12 protein-coding genes are annotated in these 18,241 nt (G+C 42.2%); 10 read left to right on the top strand and 2 right to left on the bottom strand.

The features are described 5' to 3' along the window. Positions 1-13 precede the first annotated feature (13 nt). The 10 genes from ABIC84_RS24470 to ABIC84_RS24425 all read left to right on the top strand — a co-directional run bounded on the left by ABIC84_RS24470 (position 14) and on the right by ABIC84_RS24425 (position 16,144). Positions 14-1,603: a RagB/SusD family nutrient uptake outer membrane protein gene (locus ABIC84_RS24470; RefSeq protein ID WP_176629091.1), complete on the top strand. Its 1,590-nt coding sequence runs from the start codon at positions 14-16 to the stop codon at positions 1,601-1,603. A gap of 24 nt (positions 1,604-1,627) precedes the next feature. Then, positions 1,628-3,139, top strand: a complete 1,512-nt coding sequence (locus ABIC84_RS24465) for a glycan-binding surface protein (RefSeq protein WP_429265278.1) — start codon at positions 1,628-1,630, stop codon at positions 3,137-3,139. A 213-nt stretch (positions 3,140-3,352) separates the two neighbouring features. Continuing rightward, positions 3,353-4,822, top strand: coding sequence for a cellulase family glycosylhydrolase (locus tag ABIC84_RS24460; protein ID WP_429265277.1), 1,470 nt, complete (start codon positions 3,353-3,355; stop codon positions 4,820-4,822). Positions 4,823-4,957: 135 nt separating this feature from the next. Then, complete coding sequence (locus ABIC84_RS24455; protein WP_218117339.1) at positions 4,958-6,751, top strand: family 43 glycosylhydrolase; 1,794 nt, start codon at positions 4,958-4,960, stop codon at positions 6,749-6,751. Between the two features lie 419 nt (positions 6,752-7,170). Then, complete coding sequence (locus ABIC84_RS24450; protein WP_176629088.1) at positions 7,171-7,464, top strand: hypothetical protein; 294 nt, start codon at positions 7,171-7,173, stop codon at positions 7,462-7,464. 192 nt (positions 7,465-7,656) lie between these two features. Next, entirely contained in the window at positions 7,657-9,813 is a 2,157-nt protein-coding gene (locus ABIC84_RS24445; RefSeq protein ID WP_429265276.1) for a glycoside hydrolase family 3 C-terminal domain-containing protein, read from the top strand. Positions 9,814-9,968: 155 nt separating this feature from the next. Further along, positions 9,969-12,080 (top strand): alpha-L-arabinofuranosidase C-terminal domain-containing protein, encoded by a 2,112-nt coding sequence (locus tag ABIC84_RS24440; RefSeq protein ID WP_429265275.1) that lies wholly within the window; start codon positions 9,969-9,971, stop codon positions 12,078-12,080. A gap of 31 nt (positions 12,081-12,111) precedes the next feature. Further along, positions 12,112-13,686: a glycoside hydrolase family 43 protein gene (locus tag ABIC84_RS24435; protein WP_176629086.1), complete on the top strand. Its 1,575-nt coding sequence runs from the start codon at positions 12,112-12,114 to the stop codon at positions 13,684-13,686. Positions 13,687-14,286: 600 nt separating this feature from the next. Beyond that, on the top strand, positions 14,287-15,729 hold the full coding sequence (locus ABIC84_RS24430) for a nucleoside hydrolase-like domain-containing protein (protein WP_429265274.1): 1,443 nt from the start codon (positions 14,287-14,289) through the stop codon (positions 15,727-15,729). Positions 15,730-15,781: 52 nt separating this feature from the next. Continuing rightward, a complete protein-coding gene (locus tag ABIC84_RS24425) occupies positions 15,782-16,144 on the top strand; it encodes a hypothetical protein (protein ID WP_429265273.1) in 363 nt (120 codons plus the stop codon). Between the two features lie 251 nt (positions 16,145-16,395). On the opposite strand, the gene ABIC84_RS24420 is transcribed toward ABIC84_RS24425, so the two are convergent. Beyond that, positions 16,396-16,848 (bottom strand): ester cyclase, encoded by a 453-nt coding sequence (locus tag ABIC84_RS24420; protein ID WP_429265272.1) that lies wholly within the window; start codon positions 16,846-16,848, stop codon positions 16,396-16,398. A gap of 79 nt (positions 16,849-16,927) precedes the next feature. Beyond that, positions 16,928-17,509: a Crp/Fnr family transcriptional regulator gene (locus tag ABIC84_RS24415; RefSeq protein WP_176629083.1), complete on the bottom strand. Its 582-nt coding sequence runs from the start codon at positions 17,507-17,509 to the stop codon at positions 16,928-16,930. Between the last annotated feature and the right edge of the window lie 732 nt (positions 17,510-18,241).

The following is an 18,241-nucleotide window of genomic DNA, read 5'->3' as shown; positions in this document are numbered from 1 at the left end:
AAAATATTTGTTTATGAAATCAATTAAAAAGATTATCACCATCCTGCTATGTGTTGCCGCAATAGCCGGATGTAAAAAGAGTTTTTTGGACCGTCCGTCCAACTCGCAGATCAGTTCTAATAATTTTTACAAATCCACTTCCGATTTACGGCTGGCTACGGCAAGTCTGTACGCCGGTTCAGAGTGGTTTCAATGGAACACTCAGGGCTACATACCACTTGGCGACGTATTGGCTGGTTCCGCCAGCTTTCCGTATAATGGCGATTTGGTACAGCTTTTTACACGCACTATTACCGCCCAAAATGGCCTTGTAACAAATGGTTGGGTTGGGTTGTACAATGTTATAGCGCAATGTAATGGCGTTATTAATGCCATACAGCAACAGGCGTCTTCGTCAATTTCGGCAACAGACAAAAATGCGGCCATAGCTGAGGCAAAATTTATTCGTGCCGTTGCTTATTATCATCTGGCGGTGTATTGGGGGGCTGTGCCCATTGTTGAAGATAACAGTAAACTAATAAAAGATCCGCTGCTTCCGCGCAACATTGTTTCGGATGTGTATAAATTTGTTACTAAAGACCTGACTTACGCAGCGCAATATCTTCCCAAAACAGATGAAAAAGGCCGGGTGACTACCTGGTCGGCGCAGGGAATGCTGGGCAAAGTATATTTAACGATGGCCGGTTTAGGCAAAAGTGGCAGCCGCGACCAGGCCTTGTTGGACAGTGCCAAAAAGTACGCGGGCAATGTGTGTAATAATAGCGGGCTAAATTTGTTTCCCAGCTATTATGATCTTTTCAAGGTGCAAAACAACGATAGCCCTGAATCATTGTTCGCGCTCCAGTGGGCTGGAGGTGTGGGTTATGGTATTGGCAATGCCCTGCAACAATATTTTGCGCCAGATAAAGTCGTTACTCCTCAGCAACAAGGCGGATGGGAGGGCATAGCGCCAAGCTATGATTTATACCGGATGTATTCGGCTAAGGATACAGTAAGGCGTAAAGCCACTATTGTGCTTACCGGAGATTTTTATCCCGAATTGAATGTTGCCGGTGGTGGTTATACGGCAAAAAATACCGGCCTGAAAAAACACATTGTTGGCACGGAAAAAGATAACAACTTGCCAACAATGGATTCCTGGTCATCTCCCGAACATAATGCAATTCTTAGATTGGCCGATGTGTATTTGGTATATGCCGAAGCTATTTTGGGTAACGATGGTACTACAAGCGATGGTAACGCGCTAAAGTATTTCAATGCTGTACGGACAAGGGCAGGCGTGGATAAAGTGCAGGCGATAACCCCGGATTTACTGCGTACGGAAAGAAGGGTTGAACTTGCTTTTGAAGGACAATACTGGATAGACCTGGTTAGGTATTCTTATTACGATCCTACTAATGCTGTGAAATTTCTTAATGACCAGGATGCCACTCACGGTCGTATCTCGTTTACTTATGACCCTAAAACAAAAATAGCTACAAGGGATACTATTGCTCCCCCAGTTACGCTTCCGGCAACTATCGCCTCATTTACGTTGCCAATTCCATCATCGGAGTTAACCACCGATCCTAAATTGGCGCAGCCGCCGGTGCCCTATTATTAACTAAAACATTTAAAATATTTTGTTATGAAAAAGAAATCATACTTAAGCTTGTATTTTTTGTCACTTCTCTTTATGACAGTGGCCTTACTGCCGGCTTGTAAGAAAAACAATGAGGGCTCTTCTAACCCACCGGTAATTACAAGCGTTAGGAGTTATGTTGCTTCACCAAATGACACTGTTTTGACCAGCGCCGTTGCAAAGGGCCAATGGGTGGTGATAACCGGGCAGAATTTAAAAAGTGCAACCCGGATAGAATTTGACGGTGTGTCCGCAAGTTTCAATTCTGCATTACTTGCGGAAAATAGCGCTGTTGTGCAAATTCCCCAGATAACGTTTTCAACTATTGACACCAGCAAGCTTTATACCTTAAGGGTTACAACAACAGGGGGGGCCACCTCGTTTGCTTTCAAACTGGGTCCGCCAGCACCTGCTATTTACGCTATTTCAGATGTATTTGCCAACCCGGGCGATTCGGTTTATCTTTTTGGTGCAAATTTAGTATTGGTTCAACACCTGATATATGGGGGAACCAATATCCCCAAATTTAACTCGAGCCTTCATGGGGACTCTCTCGGCTTTTTGATGCCAGCATTAACTCCTACCAAACTAGTTACGGTAACCACTAAAGCTGGTATTGCTCTGGATACCATAAATGCGAAGCCCATCATTTACGGCATTTCCTACGTTAATCCCAAACTTGGTGATTCGGTTTATGTTTACGGTACTTACCTTAAGACTGTTCGGTCAATTTCTTTTGGCGGCACTGCTATTACAAATTTCACCGAAGGTCCACATGGCGCTTATGTTAAGTTTTCGGCTCCAGATGAAAATAGCTACTCAAGTGGACCAGTGACCATTGTTACCAGTTATGGAACAGTTTCTACTGTTAATAAAGTAAATACTCAAAATAGCGATAAAGTAGGTCTTTTAGGAGATTTTGAGTGGGGGGATAATTTTGGTTTTGGCTGGGGCCAATTTGAGCATTTAACTGGGGAGTGGGAATATCCCCAATTTAATGGTCCGATGGGAAAAGATCATAGTCAGTTTATGGTTATTGATTGTCCTAAAGATAATCCTGTTTTAGCCGGAGGTGCAAGCGTGTACATCCCATTGGGTAATTCTAATACGGGTAATCACTGGGTGCCTGTGGCAAATATTGCAGATCCTCCTGCAAACTGGGCCCTTCAATTTGACATAAGTGTGGCTCAGCCATGGAAAGGAGGTACTCTTTATATTAGAACTGAATTGGGAGGTGACAAGTATGTTGCGCGTTATGAGCCATGGAAAATTCCTAATTCAAATGTTACCAAAGCTTTTATAACGAAAGGTTGGGAAACCATAATTATTCCTTTATCTGCCTTCAAATCAACAGTTAACGAATTAGGGGATGGTGTATCCATTACTCAAATAAGCGATCTATTAGGGCCTACTGGTGCGAATAGTTATAATATGACCCTTAAAAATTTCGGTTCTTCGTCTATCGAAACTGGTTTTTATGCCGCTATTGACAATATCAGGTGTGTGAAAATCAAATAGCCTACAGCCCCACGGCAGCAGTTGCAGTGGGGCTTTTTACCAATCGAAAGCATTGGATTCGTTAAACGGAGCAGGATTTGGGCCACGAAATTAACAGTAAAAAGATCAGCGTACAATGGAGCCTCTATGATAGTAGGCAAAAAAAGATATCATGCTGATATTTTTAGTGCGGGGATGTTTATGCACATTTTTTTAGTTAGATGATAGAACAAAATGAAAAAACACTATTTTTTTAAATCTGTAGTATTTCTTACTGCGATTATTACACTTTTCGCCTGCAAAAAGGCGAAAACCCCGGACCCGCAACTAACAGTTAGTGCATCCGCAATAAATTTTACAGGGGATGGTGGAAGCCAGGACATAACCGTTGCAGGTAATGCCGATTGGAGCGTCGACAACCCTGTTTATTCGTGGTTGCAATTAAGTAAAAGATCAGGCCAAAGCGGCAGCACTGTTATTCATTTAACAACATTATCGCAAAATGGTACAGGAGCAAACCGCTCTGGTATCTTATTCATAAGTTCTTCCAACGGCCAGGCAAGAAGGTTGATAGTTTCTCAGGCCCCCACCATTTACCCAAGTTATAATACCTTGCCTATAGCGCCAGACATGACTGGTATGACCAGCACAGCCGTGCAACTGGCTGCAAAAATGGGAACGGGAATGGGAATGAATTTTGGCAATACCATGGACTCCCCAAACGACGGTGACTGGGTGTCTGGTAAAATTACCGACGCGCAGGTGAAATTTGTAAAAAAAATAGGTTTCAATGCTGTACGGATTCCCATGAACTGGGTTTGGACCCATTTAAGTGATCGGAAAAAGGCAACAATTGACCCTGCATGGCTTGCGCGGGTGAAACAAGTGGTTGGATATTGTGTGGCTAATAATGTGTATGTAATAATAAATGCTCACGCGGATCTTGGCTGGCTGGAAGATAATGTCAATGGGGTAAAGAAAGATTCCGTTAATGCAATGCAAAAGGCGATTTGGGAGCAGATTGCTACAACCTTGCGTGATTTTGATGAGCACCTTATATTTGCTGGCACCAATGAACCAAAGGCTGATAACGCCGAGCAGATGGCCATACTCAATGGTTATCACGAAACATTCATCAATGCAGTTCGCTCTACCGGAGGCAGGAACAGTTACCGGGTGCTGATTGTGCAGGGACCTCACACTAATACTTCTATAACCGCCACTTTGATGACTACTCTTCCTCACGATCCGGTACCTAACAAGTTGATGGTCGAGGTGCACGACTACACACCTGCTGGATTTACGTTACTAACGGATGGAGATGCAAGCTGGGGCAAGATGTTTTACTACTGGGGGAGTGGGAATAATTCCACTATTGAGCCAGACCGCAACGCTACCAATGGAGGAGAGGACGTGATCGCTGCTGAATACCAAAAGATGAAACAGAATTTTGTTGATAAAGGTATCCCTGTGGTGTTGGGTGAATATGCGGCCCCGAGGAGAACTGACCCCAACAAGCCTATGCCTAAGGATACATTGGTGAGCAACAGGTCTGTGGATCACTGGGCAACTTTTACGACCAAAACTGCTAAAGCGAATGGTATGCTACCATTCTGGTGGGAGATAGGAAATATGTTAGACAGGGCTAATAATGTGGTAATAGACCAGCGTATGTATAATGCCATTAAGTTAGGATACAAGTAAAATTAATGTTGGATTAAGCTTTTTCCGGAATAACGGTACCGTGAACAGATTAGACAGTACCGCTTTCTGCCTGAAGTATGTGATCCGTATTGTGAAAATATAAATTAAGCTAACACAATAAACGATATAATAAATATGAAAAAAGGTCATAGTATATTTTTAGGCCTACTATTCCTGGTCCCATCGCTTTCTTTTTCCTGTAAGAAGAAGGAGATTGTGCCGCCGCAATTCACTGTTTCTTCCTTACAAATTGTTTTTGAGTCGGGAGGAAGTAGTTCTGATGTTACTATTATAAGTAATAGTAATTGGACAGCGACATCCAACACTTCGCTTCCATGGTTAACGATAAGTCAGTCATCGGGAGGCCCGGGAAATGTTACTCTTAAATTGACTGCGAACGCTAACAACACTGGGGCTGGCCGCGAGGCGATAGTGACTATCAAAGCTTCGAATAGTGATGCCAGGCAAATTCAAGTTACACAGCCAGATAATGAAGATCTGGAAGCAAAATTCGCAAGAGTTTCGCCGAAACTTCTCACCAATAATGGGAATCCTTTATTAGATTTTATGTTTACGGCCGATCCAACAGCTATAGAATATAATGGAAGAATTTATGTGTATGCTACGAATGATAATCAACAGTTTGAGAAGGTAGGAAAGGATGGGAAAAATAGTTACGGGTATATCCGTACCATGGTCATGATGTCTTCCGATGATATGGTTAACTGGACTTATCACGGCCTCATAAATACAGCTGAGCTGGCACCGTGGACTTTTACGTCCTGGGCGCCTTCAATTACATCTAGGCTGGAAGCAGATGGTAAAACGCACTTCTATTTGTATTACTCCAATAGCGGTGCTGGCTCGGCCGTGCTTACTTCTACCTCTCCCATTGGCCCCTGGAAAGACCCATTAGGAAAGAACATAGTCGACCGTTCTGTCCCCGGTGTGGATGTCGATGTTCCATTTGATCCCGGAGTTGTGATCGACGGTGGAGGTACAGGCTGGCTGGTTTTTGGAGCCGGAACGCCTAAAACAAAATATATGCCGGATAATGCCAGAATCGTCAAATTAGGAGCAGATATGATCAGTTTGGCCGGCAGTATTTCTAAGATACCCGCCCCTTATTTTAATGAGGCCAGCGACCTTAACTTTATCAATGGGACCTGGGTTTATAGCTATTGTACGAATTGGGATGAGCGCACTGTATGGCCTTATAGCAATATTGCCAAACCAACCGCATGCAATATATCTTATATGACGAGTAAAACACCCTTAAATCCGGATAGCTGGCAGTATCGTGATAATTACTTTAGGAATCCAGGCGAAAACGTGGGGGATAAAGTGGGGCCTTTGACAAACAATCACAGTCATTTGTTCAAGTTTAAAGAGAAATATTATCTTGCTTACCATGCCATGTATTTACAGGATTATTTTGACACTAAAGGCGGTTTTCGCAATGTGGGTATCGAAGAAGCACCGGTGGATGAAGGGAGTGAGGTGAATATCCCCATGGTCAACGCAACGTTTAAAGGTCCGTCACAACTTAACCTGTTAAATCCATTCGTTCTTCAGCAAGCAGAAACCACTGCAGGCACTTCAGGGCAGGTTCAGTTCGAAGCTGATGGTAATGAGGGTAACATGGTTGCCATAGGGAAAACAGATAGACAATGCCTCATGGTGCGGGGAGCCGATTTTAGTAAACAGATTCCTGCCAAATTCGAAGCTCGGGTAAAAGGAACAGGTCAAATTGATGTTTATGTAAATAATCTTAAAGGCCCCGCTCGTGTTTCCCTTATATGCGATGTGAAGGAATGGACTACGCTCTCAAAGCAAATAGAGCTGAAAATACCTAAAGGAGTAGGGAATATCTATTTTGTATTTAACGGAGAGGGTTTTTTGTTTGATGAATGGAAATTCATTTATTAATTCCGATTGCTGGTTTATTGACGCTATTTATAAGTAGATGTTCAATGAAAATGGGGTACTGCTGCCGATTCGGTGAAACCGTTAAGCCTTTCTTTGGGAGCAGGTAAGGTGCTTGATCAGCGTATGATGGATGCCATTAAGCCTGTAAGATTCTGTGATCCTTATGGATCAATAATTTTACTTCAACCAATTTGGCTAATGAATATTTCAAGGCGGGCATCGTATTTAAAATGATACAATGCCTGCAGGCACGACACCGCAGAAAGAGGGTGGGGGTAAAAATACGCTAAGTTTTACGGTAATGGATTGGAAGTAGTGAAAATTAAATAAGAGAGAGTTTTAGTTGAATATAAGTGGATGCCTGGGGCCTTTACCGAGAGGTCCCGGCATTTTTTAACTATTACAATTCTGCTTTCAACATGACGGAAATCAACAGTGGTCTATTTGAACGCATGACGATTTCCGCGACAAATAATGCCTGGTTAAAAAAAGAGAATATGGAAGATCGAATTATTCTAAAAACGCCAGAATTCGATGAAAGTGAAATTAAAGCTTTAATAGAGAATTTTGATATGATTGGTATTTTGCTTAAGGAGCACCTCACTATCTTCAGTAACCCTATATTAACGCCTGCATCGAGAAAAAGGTGTAACGAGGGCCTGGTTCTTATTAAGAAGTTCACTCAAAAATGTTTAGAGCACTATGGAATGTAACTTTCAAAATAAGGTTTCAGCTACGCCTTTGCTGATATGAGCATGCCAGTTCAGTTAGACAGGCAACAGGTTGAAAAATTAAAACAAGAAAATGGAAAATGGTTCGCTTGTCCCAAACAACAAATTGAAATAAAGTGAAAATTACAGCCGCAGATAAATAGCCTCGACAAAAAGTAAAAGAAATAATATTTTATGAAATATACTATTGCCTGTTTTATGGCATTTTTCGTGACCGGCGGAGTTTCGGCACAAAACAAAAGTCAGGCTGCCCTTAAAGTGAAGATCAACAGTATTGTCAGGAAAATGACACTGGAAGAAAAAATAGGCATGCTACATGGTAACGCTTTGTTTTCTTCGGCAGGTGTACCCCGTTTAGGTATTCCTGAACTAACATGTGACGACGGCCCATTGGGCGTGCGTGAAGAAATAAAACGGTTTGATTGGGCTTCAGCTAACTGGACAACTGATTCTGCTACATTTTTGCCGAACGGATCGGCTATAGCGGCTACATGGAACCCTATAATGGCCAATAAATATGGCGTAGTTATAGGGGAGGAAGCAAATGCCCGTAAAAAGAACATAATGCTTGCTCCTGCATTTAATATTTGCAGAATGCCCCTGTGCGGCCGTACCTATGAGTATTACTCTGAAGATCCCTATCTGAACAGTCAGTTGGCCATTCAATCTGTAAAAGGAATCCAAAGTCAACATGTAGCAGCCTGTATAAAACATTTCGCCGCCAATAATCAGGAACTTGATCGGGATAGTGTAAACACCATAGTTAGTGAAAGGGCCTTACGCGAAATCTATTTCCCTGCATTTAAAGCAGCCGTACAAGAGGGAAATGCTTATACAGTGATGTCTGCCTATAATAAATTGAATGGTTATTGGTGTTCTGAGAATGATTTTCTGTTAAATAAAGTACTAAAAAGCGAATGGGGTTTTAAAGGCGTGGTTATGTCAGACTGGGCCGGGACACATCATACAGTTGCAGCCGCAAACAACGGACTTGACATTGAGATGGGATCAAGCGGGCCATATGATCAATGGTACCTTGCGAAGCCTTTGCTTGCCGCTGTTAAAGCGGGCCAGGTTTCGGAAAAAACGATTGATGACAAAGTGAGCCGGATCTTATGGCTCATATATCATACTTCTTTAAGTACCAATCATCCTAAAGGATCAATTGTTACGCCGGAGCATGCCAAATCCGCCTATGATATCGCCTCTGAATCTATCGTTTTATTGAAAAACGACAAGCATTTATTGCCGTTGAAAACAAGTGCGGTCAAAAAGATCGCTGTTATAGGAGATAATGCTGTACGTACATTCGCTTTAGGAGGTTATGGTGCCGGTGTGAAGGCTAAATATGAGGTTACCGCGTTGGAAGGAATAAGATCGAGATTTGGAAAAACGGCTACAATCCGTTTTGCGCAGGGCTACAGGGCCAACTACCTGGCGAGTAATACTGACGAGCAAAACCGCGGCTATGATAAACCCGATCAAAAGCTGATTGATGAGGCTGTGGCGCTTGCAAAAAACAGCGATGTGGCCATTTTATGTATTGGCTCAAACCGTGAATATGAAAGTGAAGGTCATGATCGTAAAAGCCTTGAGTTGCCTTTTGGCGAACAGGCCTTAGTTAATGCCGTGAGCAGTGTTAACCCCAATACCATTATAGTAGTTATGGCCGGCGCACCTTACGATCTGGGTGAAATTAAAAGATCAAACCACACTGTTGTTTGGTCATGGTTTAACGGGTCGGAAGCTGGTACTGCATTGGCCGACGTATTAAAAGGGACTATCAATCCATCCGGCAAGCTGCCATTTACCTTCCCGGCTTCTTTACAGGATTCACCTGCATTTAGTTTGAATACCTATCCGGGTAAAGGTTTGACGGCTGACTATAAGGAAGGTGTACTGGTTGGATATCGCTGGTATGATACGAAGAACATCGCACCGCAATTTCCTTTTGGCTATGGTCTTTCTTATACCGATTTTTCTCTCAATAAATTTTTGACGGATAAATCAGGGTATAAAAAAGATGAAACTATCCGCGCCAGGTTTAAGATCACCAATAAAGGGAACTCGTATGGGGCCGAAGTAGTACAGTTATATGTAAGCGACCCGGTTTGTTCGGTGTTACGTCCGGAAAAAGAGCTGAAAGCTTTTAAGAAGATATTTTTGAAACCCGGTGAAACCAGAACGGTGGAGATGCAGGTGAAAGTTACCGACCTGGCATTTTATGACGAGATGAAAAAAGCCTGGAACACAGAGGCCGGCGAATATATCCTGGAGTTAGGAAATTCATCCCGTAATATTTCAAGAACAGTAAAAATCTCAGTTAAATAAACTCATTTCCGAAGCATTTTAATTTTATGGAAAATCTGTAAACTGGACACACAGTCTATCCAGAATATCGATAAGCTTGAAAATAATTTTCAATGGCAATGCCCTGTTGGCCTTGTTAATAAGTGTAAAAAACACAATAAATAATATTAAATTTCATGATGAAAAATTTATTACCTATTTCAGTTTTATTCCTGTTCGCAGCAACAAACCTGAAAGCGCAAAATCCTAAGCTTACGCTTGATTTAACTAAACCCGGCGCAAATGTAAGTCCGCAACTGTATGGATTGATGACCGAAGAGATCAACCATTCGTACGATGGTGGTTTGTATGCCGAGTTGATCAAAAACAGGATATTTAAGGACAATCCAAATACGCCGGAAGCCTGGAGCATAATCAAGGAAGGTAGCGCGAAGGCCACAATTCAATTAGTTGCCCCAAATCCCGACAATGTACCTATTGATCAGCGACGCCATGCAATTAATGGCGCGTTAACTACTTGTTTAAGATTATTGGTGGATACCGGCGGCGGCCGGGCCGGCATTGCAAATGAAGGTTATTGGGGTATACCTGTTTTGCCTAATACAACTTATAACGCTTCTTTTTATATGAAGGGTACAGAAAGCGGGCCATTGCCCACCCACCCCTGGGACCCCAAGCCTACAATTGCTATTCCGGTAATTGCCGATAACACTGCCGGGCCTATCACCGTAAGCATAGAAAGCAATGACGGTAAAACCGTATATGCTTCGGGAACCATTAATTTGGTAAAAAGCACCCTTTGGAAAAAATATGAACTTAAATTAACAACAAGGGTTGATGTTAAACCAACATCCGACGCCCGTTTTGTTATTTCAACAAACCGTACCGGGGTTTATTATTTTAACCTCCTCTCGTTATTTCCGCCAACTTATCAAAACCGCCCGAATGGGAACCGGATAGATATAATGAAGTTATTGGCCGATATGAAACCTCGCTTTTTACGTTTTCCGGGCGGTAATTTCCTTGAAGGTCCGAAATTGAACGATGCATTTCCCTGGAAAACTACTTTGGGGCCACTTGAGCGGCGGCCCGGCCATACCGGCTCATGGGGCTACCGGCCCACTGACGGAATGGGCTTACTTGAATTTTTAGAATGGTGCGAAGATCTGAAAATGGAACCGCTGCTTGCCGTTTATGCAGGCTATTCGCTCGATGAAGACCATGTGGACGCAGGCCCGCTTTTAAAGCCATATGTAGATGACGCGCTTGATGAAATTGAATATGTTACGGGCGATGTACACACGTACTGGGGCGCCAAGCGTGCGGCAGACGGGCACCCGGCGCCTTTTAAACTCCGTTATGTTGAAATTGGTAACGAAGACGGGTTTGACAGGTCTGGCAGTTATGACGGACGTTTTGCCCAGTTTTATGATGGTATTAAAGCTAGGTATCCAAACCTTCATTGTATTGCAACCATCGGCGGTAAGGATTGGCTTGGACAAAAGGGTAAATTAACAATTCGCAAGCCCGAAATTGTAGATGAACATTATTACCGCAATGCCTGGGAAATGGAAAAGGACGCGGCACATTATGATAACTACGACCGCAAAGGATATAAAGTTTTTGTAGGTGAGTGGGCAACTACTGAAGGTGAACCAACCACCAACTTAAATGCCGCCCTTGGAGATGCCGCCTGGATGACGGGCATGGAACGGAATTCAGACCTGGTTATCTTGTCGTGTTACGCGCCATTATTAGCAAATGTAAATAAAGCCACAGCAACTGCGCCAAAGGGCTGGCAATGGCAATCGAACCTGATAGGTTACGATGCTTTGAAAAGCTTCGGTTCTCCGTCATATTATGTACAGAAGACGTTTAGTAGCTATATTGGCAATAAAGTTGTGTCTGTAGCTGGCGCCAATATCCCTACCCAAAGCAGGCCAGCCACCAAACAGGACAGTGCGGCGAACAAAACGCCAGAGGCTATTCCCGGCATGTTTTATGTAGCTACCCGGGACACCAAAACGGGGAAATTATTTCTTAAAGTAGTAAATGCAACAGGAAAGCCGCAGCAGGTTGATATTGCTTTAAAGGGGGCTGGAAAGCTTTCTCCGGAGGGTATTATTGTGGTAATAAAAGGCGATAAACCCCAAGACACAAACACAATCAGCGACCCGGTCAAAATAGTTCCGGTTACCTCCAAAATAAAAGTGGCAGGCGCTAAATTTACAAGGACTTTCGATCCATATTCAGTAAGCGTGCTTCAAATAAACACATTAACTAAGTAATTAAAACCAGCACGAAGAAACAAATGTCGATATGAGAAATACGACCTACAGGCTATGGATGACGGCTTTAATTGTCACCCTTATAGTGCCGTGTTTATACGCGCAAAAAGCCACTAATCCCATTATTTATGCAGATGTACCGGATATATCGATAGAGCGCGTAGGCAATAGCTATTACATGAGTAGCACAACCATGCACATGAGTCCCGGTGTACCGATTATGAAGTCGAACGACCTGGTAACCTGGAAGACGGTGGGTTATGCATATGATACTTTAGCAAATATTGATGCAACAAATCTAACAAATGGCAAAAATATGTATGGGGACGGTTCGTGGGCAAGTTCTATCCGTTTCCATAATGGCATTTACTATGTAAGCACATTTTCTGCAAATACTAATAAAATGCACGTTTACAGTACTAAAAATATCGAAAAAGGTCCGTGGAAAGCCAGGTCATTTGTCCCCAACCTGGGTGATCATTCCTTGTTTTTTGATGATGATGGAAAAGTGTATATGATTGGCGGGAGTGGAGATTTAAGGTTAGTTGAATTAAAGGACGACCTTTCCGGTATAAAACCCGGCGGAACGGACCAGGTTATCATTAAAAAAGCAAATGTGCCTTCGGGCGGTACCGGCCTCGGTCCGGAGGGCTCTCAGCTGTTTAAGATAAACAGCAAATATTATCTTTTCAATATTACATGGCCACCGGGCCACGTACGCACTGTTATCATACACCGGGCAGATAAAATCACCGGCCCGTACGAAGGACGAATTGGCCTTCAGGACCTGGGTGTGGCACAAGGCGGATTGGTTGAAGCGCCAAATGGGGCCTGGTATTCTTATTTGTTCCGTGATTATGGCTCGGTGGGCCGTATTCCCTATTTGGTCCCTGTAAAGTGGGAGGACGGATGGCCCGTTTTGGGCATCAATGGCAAAGTAACCGGTACACTCGATCTGCCGCCCGGTAAAGGTTTGATCCCGGGCATCGTCGCTTCAGATGAGTTTACCCGTAAAAAAGGCGAACGGGCATTACCACTGGTTTGGCAATGGAACCATAACCCGGATAATAGTTTGTGGTCTGTTACAAAGCGGAAAGGGTATTTACGACTCGCCACCGGCAGGATCGATACCAGTTTCTTGATGGCACGAAATTCACTGACACAACGCACTATCGGCCCGGTATGCTCCGGGACAGTTTCGCTCGACGTTTCTAAAATGAAAGATGGTGATTTTGCGGGTTTGGGCCTTTTGCAAAAAAATTACGGGTTGGCTGGTGTCAAAATAACCGGGGATAGCAAAGCTGTCGTAATGATCAATGCGAGCACCGGAAAACCTGTAGAAGCACAAAAAATCCCCTTAAACCAAAAAGTTGTATACTTTAAGGCGGAATGCAATTTTACGGACAGAAAAGACGTGGCAGATTTTTTTTATAGCCTGGACGGGAAAACATGGATACCATTGGGGACACAATTAAAAATGGCCTATACCTTCCCGCATTTCATGGGCTATCGTTTTGCTTTGTTTAATTATGCTACAAAAAATATAGGGGGGGCGGCCGACTTTGATTTTTTTCATATAACAGGTTCCATTTCGTCTGAAAAATAAAGCCTTTTAATTAACGAACACAAAAAATAAGAGAATTGGAAAATATATCTTAATGTTATTATGCTTACAGCCCCGGTTATTTCCGGGGCTGTAAGCTATCAAAAAACGGCATAGATTTAACGCACCCCGAACCTTGTGCGAAATTTTCCCCAAATGTATAGCCTCCAAAGCGAACGCATGTAACAAGGTATATTTCACTGTAAGTTCAGTCATGATGCATAATATCGGGTATGCCGAAGCAGATGGAATTACAACTAACCACAACCTGCTGCATAGTATAAAAAAGCTATTGTAAAAGTTTAAAAGTCAACAATATCAGAGTTCACGCTATTCGAATAAAACAATGAAAATAAACAAACGGATATTATTAGTTTTTTTACGCTATTCCACTTTTTTCAAACATCCGGTTATGCCCAGATAACCTTGCCAAAGGTATTTGGCGATAATATGGTTTTGCGAAGGGACATAAATATTCCTGTTTGGGGCAACGCGACTCCGGGTTCTTTGATTGTTGCAACGCGGGTGGTAGTAAGATTGCAGTAAAAACGACTCAAAATCAATTAGCAAAACGTGAAACCTACCAAATTAAAAAGTAAAATAATGAAAACAAGACTAATGCCAGTTGCGCTAGTTGTATTAAGTATTGTACTTGCAACACACATTGCGGCTTCTGGACAAACAATTGCCAAACATCGCCTGATTGTCATTACAGATATCGGAAACGAGCCTGATGATTTTATGTCGATGGTCCGGTTAATGCTATACGCAAATCAAATCGACATTGTAGGACTCATCGCTTCAACATCCATTCACCAATCAAAAAAGGTTAGCCCGGAACTCATTGAAAAAGTCATTCGTAGTTATGAGAAGGTGCAACCTAATCTTCTAAAACATGAACCAGGATTTCCGACAGCGCAAAAATTATTAAGTATGGTAAAAAAAGGCCTTCCGGTTTATGGGATGGAAGGCGTAGGAAAAGGCAAAGATTCGGAAGGTTCGGACTGGGTCATTAAGATGCTTGAAAAGAATGACAGCCGCCCTTTATGGGTGACTGTTTGGGGCGGCCCGAATATACTGGCGCAGGCACTCTGGAAAATCAGGGAGATTAAAAGCGAAGGGGAAGCAAAAAGGTTGATAAGCAAGCTTAGGGTATACACGATTTCGGACCAGGATAATTCGGGGCCATGGATACGCAAGAATTTCCCCGACCTGTTCTACATCGCAAGCCCGGGAAATTATTATGCGGCTACATGGTCAGCAATCTTAAGCGTATTTCCCGGCGCCAACAACGAAGTTGTCAGCAATGATTGGCTTATGCGAAATATCCAGCAGGGACATGGACCGCTCGGGGCAATCTATCCGGATGTATCTTTTGGCATGGAGGGTGATACCCCGTCCTGGCTATCGCTGATTCCAAATGGACTGAGCAATCCGGAGCATCCAAACTGGGGAGGTTGGGGTGGACGTTATGAATTTTATAAACCACTCTTTGACCCCAAGATGAAATGGATTGTTCCTCTGGAAGAAGAGACGAGACCATTTTGGACAAATGCCGAAGACGAATATACACCGTGGGTGCAGGGCAAGTGGGGAAGAGCCGTTATAAAAGATACAGGCACATACAAAGACAATCACGTAACGATTTGGAGATGGAGAGAAGAAATCCAGAATGATTTTGCTGCAAGAATGACTTGGTGCAACAGGGATTGTAAAGCTGCCAATCACCCACCGGTTGCCAAACTCAATATGCCTGAACAGCTTACGGTAAAATCCGGTGAGACATTTAGTCTTGACGGTAGTGCATCCTACGACCCTGATGGAGATGCCCTGAGTTTTCAGTGGTTTCAATACAAGGAAGCGGGAACGTTGCATAGTACCATAGCGATCACTCCGGCAGAAAACATGTCTGTTATTACAGAGTTAAAAGCGCCAGAGGTAAGTAGCCTCCAAACCACCCACTTCATCTTAAAGGTTACAGATAAAGGAACGCCCCGGCTAACCCGATATAAAAGACTAATCGTAACCATTCTTCCAAAGCAATAAACGATGACAACACGGCATTTTTTTACAGCCAGGAACAGTCGAAACGGTGAGGGTGAAAAATTTCATTTCAGCTTGGGGTCTCAAAATGTTTGGAAATGTGTATTTCTATTACTATGACCCATTTGATTATTCGGTTAACCAAGTAACTAATGGACAGCTGGAAACGGGTTCGGCGATTAACGGAAACTGGGTTTTATTCAAAAAAGAACGAGATCCCATTCCTGGTGTTTATAAAAAAGCACTTCTTAAAGCTCAATATCGTTTCCAAATCCTGATAGCTTTTGGGACAAATGCCGTAACGTCCCGTTTAAGCAGCGATGCGTTACTCCTTATAGATCCAAACCACAAATCAAAAAATTGTGATTGTAAATCTGAAGATTGCCTGGCAAGTTTGCGCTATCAAGGACATAAATAACAGATCGTTCGTTTGAAGATGAACCAAGCCATGTAAAGAATAAGGCAACGTCAATCGTCCCCTAATATCAAGCATCGGCGTTAGCCAATGATAATACATCTGGAGTAACTAAGTGTGCCAGGCATACCGTCAATAATTTTTGATGACAGCATGCAAATTTTGTGAGCTAGTTGCCGTAACGGTCAATATCGCCAAAGAAATACTTCTCTTTGTCTTTCGCATTAATGTAATCAATATTGCCTGTGTAATAATCACATTGCCGGCATAGCTCCGATTTGAGTCATTAAGCCAAGCAAATCAGGTTGTCCTGTTTCTTCTATAATCTGGTCGTCAGACAAACGATAAAAATTCATTGCGCTAACTGCGATTGGTTTTCCGGTTGCTGGTACGCCAAAGAAAGCTCCGTTATGGGTTCCCTTCATCGTAAATCTAACGGCCACTTTGTCATTCTCAGTGATCATATCATCAATACTCCACTGAATATCAGGAAAGCCGCTACGCATTATTCCGATAATCGCTAGATAACCTTTGGGCCCTTGCAATGGATCAGCCTGAAAAGGCACATGAAATTTCGCAGCTGGACTTATTAACTGTTGAGCCAAATTTTCATCAGCACTATTGATGAATTGTAAAAATTGATTAAAGAATTCTTTTGATGCTTCCATTTTATATTTTTTGACCTGTAAAACTGATGTTTTATACAATGCAAAGATGGTTTACAAATGTCTTTCCAGCCAATAAACAAGCTTAAGAAGTAGTCTTAATGTAGTTTAAGGGTAACTATTATTTTAATGATACACCTTTTCTGATTTTGCTGAGAAATTCAGGTGTAATGCCCAAATAGGAAGCTATCTGAGTATTGGGTAATCTTGAAGATAGTTCAGTATATTGTTCCAGAAAATCCAAATATCGGTGCTCTGCATTTGAACTGAAATTTTGTAACAAGCGGATTTGAAGTTCAATGAATTTTTCCTCCGCGATCACCCGAAAGTTTCTGTCAAACTTTCGTGAATTCACAAAAAGATAAAGCAAGTCTTGCTTCTCAATTTGCAAAATGGTCGAAGGTTCAATGGCTTCTATAAATAGTTTGCTTGGTTTTCCCGAATAGAAACTTCCCAGGTCAGCAACCCAATCATTTTCTGCTGCAAAGCTCAGATTATGTTCCGTCCCTTTTTCATCGATGCCATACATTTTAAAGCAGCCTTTCTCAACAAACGTATAGTGTTTGCAAACAAAGCCCTCCTGCAAAATCATTTGTCTACGTTTTATTTTTCTGTGTGTTACTCTTTCGGAAAGCAAAATTATTTCATCGGAATTCAGAGGGAGGCACTTTTTAAAATATTCAATTAATGGTTGTATATTCATTTTCTGATATTAAGCCTATTCAGTTTTTATAGGAAAGTATTCCGAAATAAATTAGCAATTTAAAGTAGCAACAAAAAGAACAAAAATTCCGCAAATCAATTGCAAAGATAGATTGGAAAAATGAATTTTACTTCATTTAAGCAAAGGTAAATTCAACCTGTGGTCTGTACCACCGAACCACTATGTTCCAAGCCCCTGCCTGCTTGGGCGGATATGCAGCAGAGCCGCCTTGTATCTGGGCGATTATGATTTATTTTAAAGATCGTGACGGAATCGATCGAAGCCTACAATGATTTCTTTTTGAACAAAATCAGCGAGGTCGCGCATATTGGTCAAAAGCGGAGCATTTCTGTGATGCATAAAGTAAACTCACGAAATAATATAGTTTGTTAATACATTCGTTTCAACTCTTGCAAAGATTTTTCATCAAAGCTTTACAAAAATCCATTTACAATTCTGCTAATAACTTCAAATCGCTTATGAAATGGTTCGAGAAGCACACAGTAGGGTACACAAAACGACTTTTAATATATTGCGAAGGTCGTTTTTAGTTTTACCATTTTGAAAGGTAATATTAAGGAGTCCGGAGGAGTTTAACCGAAACTTAAATAGCTAATTATAAGGATATATTGTATGCTTTTGCTTTGCTCACTTAATGCTCACCAAGCAGTTATAGAAAACAAACTTTAGGATATTAATAAGAAAATATATTAAAAATAGACTTATATCGCG

The organism is Mucilaginibacter sp. 3215 (assembly GCF_050433785.1).
Lineage (GTDB): Bacteria > Bacteroidota > Bacteroidia > Sphingobacteriales > Sphingobacteriaceae > Mucilaginibacter.
Note: the sequence above shows the minus strand (reverse complement) of the source record. Positions and strands in the feature narration are given on the sequence as shown.